This window comes from Bacillus sp. FSL K6-2865 (genome assembly GCF_040311405.1).
Classification (GTDB): Bacteria; Bacillota; Bacilli; order Bacillales; family Bacillaceae; genus Bacillus; species Bacillus velezensis.
Genome location: NZ_CP152036.1, coordinates 883,445 through 890,000 on the forward strand (window position 1 = coordinate 883,445; position 6,556 = coordinate 890,000).

At 47.7% G+C, this 6,556-nt stretch carries 5 protein-coding genes and 2 rRNA genes (1 of these 7 only partly in view); 5 read left to right on the plus strand and 2 right to left on the minus strand.

The genetic code is table 11. The annotated features are described in order from the left end of the window. Positions 1 to 41: 41 nt before the first annotated feature. Entirely contained in the window at positions 42 to 1,331 is a 1,290-nt protein-coding gene (locus NYE42_RS04325; protein WP_039252279.1) for a glutamate-1-semialdehyde 2,1-aminomutase, read from the minus strand. Positions 1,332 to 1,488: 157 nt separating this feature from the next. Between NYE42_RS04325 and bcp the strand changes: the two genes are divergently transcribed. Together bcp and perR are read left to right on the plus strand one after the other, a co-directional pair. Continuing rightward, positions 1,489 to 1,962 carry a thioredoxin-dependent thiol peroxidase gene (gene bcp / locus NYE42_RS04330; RefSeq protein ID WP_039252278.1) on the plus strand — a complete coding sequence of 158 codons (474 nt, stop codon included), beginning with the start codon at positions 1,489 to 1,491 and terminating at the stop codon, positions 1,960 to 1,962. A 124-nt stretch (positions 1,963 to 2,086) separates the two neighbouring features. Beyond that, positions 2,087 to 2,524, plus strand: coding sequence for a peroxide-responsive transcriptional repressor PerR (perR, locus tag NYE42_RS04335; RefSeq protein WP_352426786.1), 438 nt, complete (start codon positions 2,087 to 2,089; stop codon positions 2,522 to 2,524). A gap of 34 nt (positions 2,525 to 2,558) precedes the next feature. Here perR and NYE42_RS04340 read toward each other — a convergent pair whose 3' ends face one another. Continuing rightward, positions 2,559 to 2,912, minus strand: coding sequence for a YgzB family protein (locus NYE42_RS04340; RefSeq protein WP_007408568.1), 354 nt, complete (start codon positions 2,910 to 2,912; stop codon positions 2,559 to 2,561). 202 nt (positions 2,913 to 3,114) lie between these two features. On the opposite strand from NYE42_RS04340, the gene NYE42_RS04345 reads away from it, so the two are divergent. The 3 genes from NYE42_RS04345 to NYE42_RS04355 form a co-directional block, all read left to right on the plus strand. Beyond that, a complete protein-coding gene (locus tag NYE42_RS04345; protein ID WP_007408569.1) occupies positions 3,115 to 3,999 on the plus strand; it encodes a nucleotidyltransferase-like protein in 885 nt (294 codons plus the stop codon). Between the two features lie 228 nt (positions 4,000 to 4,227). Further along, a 16S ribosomal RNA gene (locus tag NYE42_RS04350) occupies positions 4,228 to 5,777 on the plus strand. A gap of 233 nt (positions 5,778 to 6,010) precedes the next feature. Next, positions 6,011 to 6,556: ribosomal RNA gene (locus NYE42_RS04355) — 23S ribosomal RNA — on the plus strand; it runs 2,384 nt beyond the window's last position. The 16S and 23S rRNA genes sit together here, the layout of an rRNA operon.

Genomic DNA, 6,556 nt, shown 5'->3' on the forward strand with positions numbered 1-6,556 from the left:
AAGAAAAAGCGGAAGCCCCGGGCTCCCGCTTGTTTCAGCAGTTATTTTTTCATATGTCTGAACGCATCTTCAACGGCTTGTAAAGTGGCGTCGATATCCTCTTCAGTATGTGCGGTTGTGATAAACCAAGCTTCATACTTCGATGGAGCGAGATTGATGCCGCGCTCAAGCATCAGCTTGAAGAACTTGGCGAATGCTTCTCCGTCCGTATTTTCCGCCTGCTCGTAATTGACGATCTTTTCATCAGTGAAGTAAACCGTGAGCGCGCCTTTTAAACGGTTGACGGTGATGGTAATGCCATGTGTCTCCGCATGGGCGAGAATGCCTTGCTCAAGTCTGGCGCCGAGCTCATCAAGCCGCTCATAAACGCCTTCTTCCTTCAGCACTTCCAGGCAGGCGATGCCTGATAGGATAGATGCCGGGTTTCCGGCCATCGTGCCGGCTTGATATGCCGGACCGAGCGGAGCAACCTGCTCCATGATCTCTTTTTTGCCTCCGTAAGCGCCGATCGGCAAGCCGCCCCCGATAATTTTACCGAGCGCCGTTAAATCAGGCTTCACTTGAAGAAGATCCTGCGCGCCTCCGTACATAAAACGGAACGCCGTGATCACTTCATCATAAATGACGAGCGCGCCCGCTTTATGGGTCAATTCATTTACCTGTTCTAAAAATCCTTCTTCAGGTTCAACGATGCCGAAGTTGCCGACGATCGGCTCGACGAGAACCGCTGCAATTTCCGAACCCCATTTATCCATCGCGGCTTTGTAGCTTTCAATATCATTGAAAGGAACGGTAATCACCTCATTGGCGATGCTTTTCGGCACGCCGGCGGAATCAGGGGTGCCGAGCGTAGACGGGCCGGAACCCGCAGCGACAAGTACGAGGTCAGAATGGCCGTGATAGCAGCCGGCGAATTTAATGATTTTTGTCCGGCCTGTATAAGCGCGTGCAACCCGGATCGTTGTCATCACCGCTTCAGTGCCTGAGTTTACGAATCGTACTTTATCAAGTGAAGGAATGGCCTCCTTCAGCATTTTGGCGAAAGTGACCTCATGTTTGGTCGGCGTCCCGTACAGCACGCCGTTTTCAGCAGCTGTTTTAATCGCTTCAGTAATATGCGGATGGGCATGTCCGGTAATAATCGGGCCGTAAGCCGCTAAAAAATCGATATACTGATTCCCGTCTATATCCCAGAAATAAGCGCCGTTCGCTTTTTCCATCGCAACGGGTGAACCGCCGCCTACCGCTTTATAGGATCTGGACGGGCTGTTCACGCCTCCGACGATATGCTCTAACGCTTCCTTATGAAGTTCAACTGATTTTGTATACAAAAAATGACCCTCCTAATATCTCCTTACATCATGTTCTATTGTAGCATGCTTCATTGCGAGCACAACGGTTCATGCTTCCAGAAAAGAGCGGGGGGATAACGGTTGTAATCTTAACGTGAATTGGATACGCTTAATAAAAAACCCGGAGGTATAAGAAATGAGTATTGAAATCGGACAAACAGCACCGGATATGAAATTAGTGAATGACAGCGGGGAAGAAGTAGCATTGACGGATTTTAAAGGGAAGTACGTCGTTCTCTATTTTTATCCGAAAGACATGACACCCGGATGCACGACGGAAGCATGTGATTTCCGTGATCAGCACGAAAGTTTCGCGGGACTTGATGCGGTTATTATCGGAGTAAGCCCTGACAGCCGTGATAAACATGAAAAATTTAAGCAAAAACACGATCTTCCTTTCCAGCTCCTCGTTGATGATGAGCACAAATTGGCGGAAGCTTTTGATGTGTGGAAGCTGAAAAAGAATTTTGGGAAAGAATATATGGGTATCGAGCGATCCACTTTTTTGTTAGATAAAGAAGGCCGTCTTGTGAAGGAGTGGAGAAAGGTAAAAGTGAAAGATCACGTTGCCGAGGCGCTTCGCGAATTGGAACAAATTGCGTCTAATTAATGGACAAATGCTGAACTCACGGGGTTTTCTTCAGATTACATTTGACAGGAGACCGGAAAAAGATGTACACTAATTATAAACATTATAAAGTAAGAATCTTTTTTAGAAGAGAGGTGCATGACGGATGGCTGCACATGAATTAAAAGAAGCCTTAGACACGTTGAAGGATACGGGAGTCCGGATTACTCCTCAACGTCATGCCATTCTGGAATATCTCGTGGATTCTATGGCACATCCGACAGCGGACGATATATATAAAGCCTTGGAAGGGAAATTCCCTAATATGAGTGTTGCGACAGTGTATAACAATTTGCGTGTATTCCGGGAAGCGGGGCTTGTAAAGGAACTGACGTACGGAGATGCGTCCAGCAGATTTGACTTTGTCACCTCTGACCATTATCACGCCATTTGTGAAAGCTGCGGAAAAATCGTAGACTTCCATTATCCCGGGCTTGACGAAGTGGAACAGCTTGCGGCTCACGTCACGGGGTTTAAGGTAAGCCACCACCGTTTGGAGATTTACGGCGCCTGCCAAGAATGTTCCAAAAAAGAAAACCACTAAACGAAGCTGACCGCTTTGATACGGTCAGCTTCGTTTATTTTACACTGTTTTTTCTGTTATAAGACTCATCGAACGCTTTGCCTTCCAATCCTTTATCCAATGTAAGCGGCTCTCTGCAATGCATGCACATATCCACTCTGCCCAGAATCTTCGTTTCTTTCTCGCAAGCGGGGCACATCACCCGGACCGCTTTTGTGGACAGCATGCCGATCCAAAAATAAACGGCGGTGCTGAGCCCGATCGACAGCAGGCCGAGAATCATAAACAAGCTGGCAAGCAAAACAGACTGCTTAAAGAACAGCCCGATGTACATAATGATAAACCCAACGAAAACCAAACTTAACGCAAACGTTCTGATCTTATTAATTTTGCTTGAGTATTTCGCCATGTCCATCCCCCTCCCGTTTAACTATAGCACAAAACAGATGGCATATTCTTCATGTTTTCGTAAGAAAAGGGAAGAATAAATATGGCACCTGAAAGGAAATTTGTTATAATAGTGCAATGTGTTTAGAAAAAAGGACTTTCATGTTTTATCATAGAAATGTAGAAACAATAGCTAGTGAAACAATCGCATTGGAGGAATCGTAATGGACAATCTTCTCCGTCCAATTTACCAAGAAAGAGCAAGTCATCCCGATACGCTGGCCGTCCTTATGATTGAGAGAAGGAGTAAAGCATCATCCATCACGGATAACTTTGATGCGGTCATGCTTGTCATTGTCAAACAGGCTGATGAACCTCTTTTTATAAAGCATTATGAATTCGAACAAAAAACCGCTTCTTTACATATTGTAACGGATGCTCTGCTTCAGGAATGGATTCTGCTTGGGACCAATAGAAGAGTCATAGATTGGATCATCAACGGCAAAGTACTGTTTGACCGCAATGAATATATATCTGAACTCAATGACCGGCTCAGCACTTTTCCTTTCGCCGAGCGGAAATTAAAGATCGGAATGGAATACGGCAAGCTGATCAGAAGATTTGTAGAAGGAAAAGCGTTTTTTGAAGCTGATCATTTTCTGGATGCATATTATGCGGTAGTGCATGCTCTTCACCACTTGGCCCGCATAGAAGTGATTGACCGGGGATTTTATCCCGAAACGACAGTCTGGAACCAGGTCCGTCACATTGAGCCGCAGGTATATAAGCTATATTCCGAACTTGTCGAGAGTCACGAAAGTTTGGAGAAAAGGCTCGAATTATTATTCTTAGCAAATGATTTTCTCATCCATTCAAAAGCTGAAATCGGTTCTGCCCACCTTTTTCAAGTGATGAAAGAAAAAGAAATGTGGCAGTTTGGAGAATTGCTTCAGCACCCTGAACTGGTGCACTTCACCCAAGATCTTGGTGTTATGCTTGATTACCTGACGGAAAAAGGCTTTGTTGAAGTATCTCAAATAGAGACCAAAGGGCAGGAAGTATATCATCGAGGATATTCTTTCAAAAAAAGTGTTGACGCTGAATCATAGGCATGGTATATTATTAAACGTCGCTGATGCGCTTCAACAAAAAGCTCACAGCGGCGGAGAAATAAAAACAAAAAACATTTGACAGCAAATCGCTGAAATGTTATACTGAAAAAGTCGCCTCAAGATGAGGTTGAGATGATCTTTGAAAACTAAACAAGACAAAACGTACCTGTTAATTCAAAGTTTTAAATAAATCGCACAGTGATGTGCGTAGTCAGTCAAACTACTTTATCGGAGAGTTTGATCCTGGCTCAGGACGAACGCTGGCGGCGTGCCTAATACATGCAAGTCGAGCGGACAGATGGGAGCTTGCTCCCTGATGTTAGCGGCGGACGGGTGAGTAACACGTGGGTAACCTGCCTGTAAGACTGGGATAACTCCGGGAAACCGGGGCTAATACCGGATGGTTGTCTGAACCGCATGGTTCAGACATAAAAGGTGGCTTCGGCTACCACTTACAGATGGACCCGCGGCGCATTAGCTAGTTGGTGAGGTAACGGCTCACCAAGGCGACGATGCGTAGCCGACCTGAGAGGGTGATCGGCCACACTGGGACTGAGACACGGCCCAGACTCCTACGGGAGGCAGCAGTAGGGAATCTTCCGCAATGGACGAAAGTCTGACGGAGCAACGCCGCGTGAGTGATGAAGGTTTTCGGATCGTAAAGCTCTGTTGTTAGGGAAGAACAAGTGCCGTTCAAATAGGGCGGCACCTTGACGGTACCTAACCAGAAAGCCACGGCTAACTACGTGCCAGCAGCCGCGGTAATACGTAGGTGGCAAGCGTTGTCCGGAATTATTGGGCGTAAAGGGCTCGCAGGCGGTTTCTTAAGTCTGATGTGAAAGCCCCCGGCTCAACCGGGGAGGGTCATTGGAAACTGGGGAACTTGAGTGCAGAAGAGGAGAGTGGAATTCCACGTGTAGCGGTGAAATGCGTAGAGATGTGGAGGAACACCAGTGGCGAAGGCGACTCTCTGGTCTGTAACTGACGCTGAGGAGCGAAAGCGTGGGGAGCGAACAGGATTAGATACCCTGGTAGTCCACGCCGTAAACGATGAGTGCTAAGTGTTAGGGGGTTTCCGCCCCTTAGTGCTGCAGCTAACGCATTAAGCACTCCGCCTGGGGAGTACGGTCGCAAGACTGAAACTCAAAGGAATTGACGGGGGCCCGCACAAGCGGTGGAGCATGTGGTTTAATTCGAAGCAACGCGAAGAACCTTACCAGGTCTTGACATCCTCTGACAATCCTAGAGATAGGACGTCCCCTTCGGGGGCAGAGTGACAGGTGGTGCATGGTTGTCGTCAGCTCGTGTCGTGAGATGTTGGGTTAAGTCCCGCAACGAGCGCAACCCTTGATCTTAGTTGCCAGCATTCAGTTGGGCACTCTAAGGTGACTGCCGGTGACAAACCGGAGGAAGGTGGGGATGACGTCAAATCATCATGCCCCTTATGACCTGGGCTACACACGTGCTACAATGGACAGAACAAAGGGCAGCGAAACCGCGAGGTTAAGCCAATCCCACAAATCTGTTCTCAGTTCGGATCGCAGTCTGCAACTCGACTGCGTGAAGCTGGAATCGCTAGTAATCGCGGATCAGCATGCCGCGGTGAATACGTTCCCGGGCCTTGTACACACCGCCCGTCACACCACGAGAGTTTGTAACACCCGAAGTCGGTGAGGTAACCTTTATGGAGCCAGCCGCCGAAGGTGGGACAGATGATTGGGGTGAAGTCGTAACAAGGTAGCCGTATCGGAAGGTGCGGCTGGATCACCTCCTTTCTAAGGATTTTAACGGAATATAAGACCTTGGGTCTTATAAACAGAACGTTCCCTGTCTTGTTTAGTTTTGAAGGATCATTCCTTCAAAACATAGGAACACCTGCTAAATGCGCCACTTCCTGTGGCAACGCATGTGTTAGCATGTCCTATGCGTTGTTCTTTGAAAACTAGATAACAGAAGTAATTCACATTCAATTAGTAATGCAAGATATCACGTAGTGATTCTTTTTAACGGTTAAGTTAGAAAGGGCGCACGGTGGATGCCTTGGCACTAGGAGCCGATGAAGGACGGGACGAACACCGATATGCTTCGGGGAGCTGTAAGCAAGCTTTGATCCGGAGATTTCCGAATGGGGAAACCCACCACTCGTAATGGAGTGGTATCCATATCTGAATACATAGGATATGAGAAGGCAGACCCGGGGAACTGAAACATCTAAGTACCCGGAGGAAGAGAAAGCAAATGCGATTCCCTGAGTAGCGGCGAGCGAAACGGGACCAGCCCAAACCAAGAGGCTTGCCTCTTGGGGTTGTAGGACACTCTGTACGGAGTTACAAAGGAACGAGGTAGATGAAGAGGTCTGGAAAGGCCCGCCATAGGAGGTAACAGCCCTGTAGTCAAAACTTCGTTCTCTCCTGAGTGGATCCTGAGTACGGCGGAACACGTGAAATTCCGTCGGAATCCGGGAGGACCATCTCCCAAGGCTAAATACTCCCTAGTGACCGATAGTGAACCAGTACCGTGAGGGAAAGGTGAAAAGCACCCCGGAAGGGGAGTG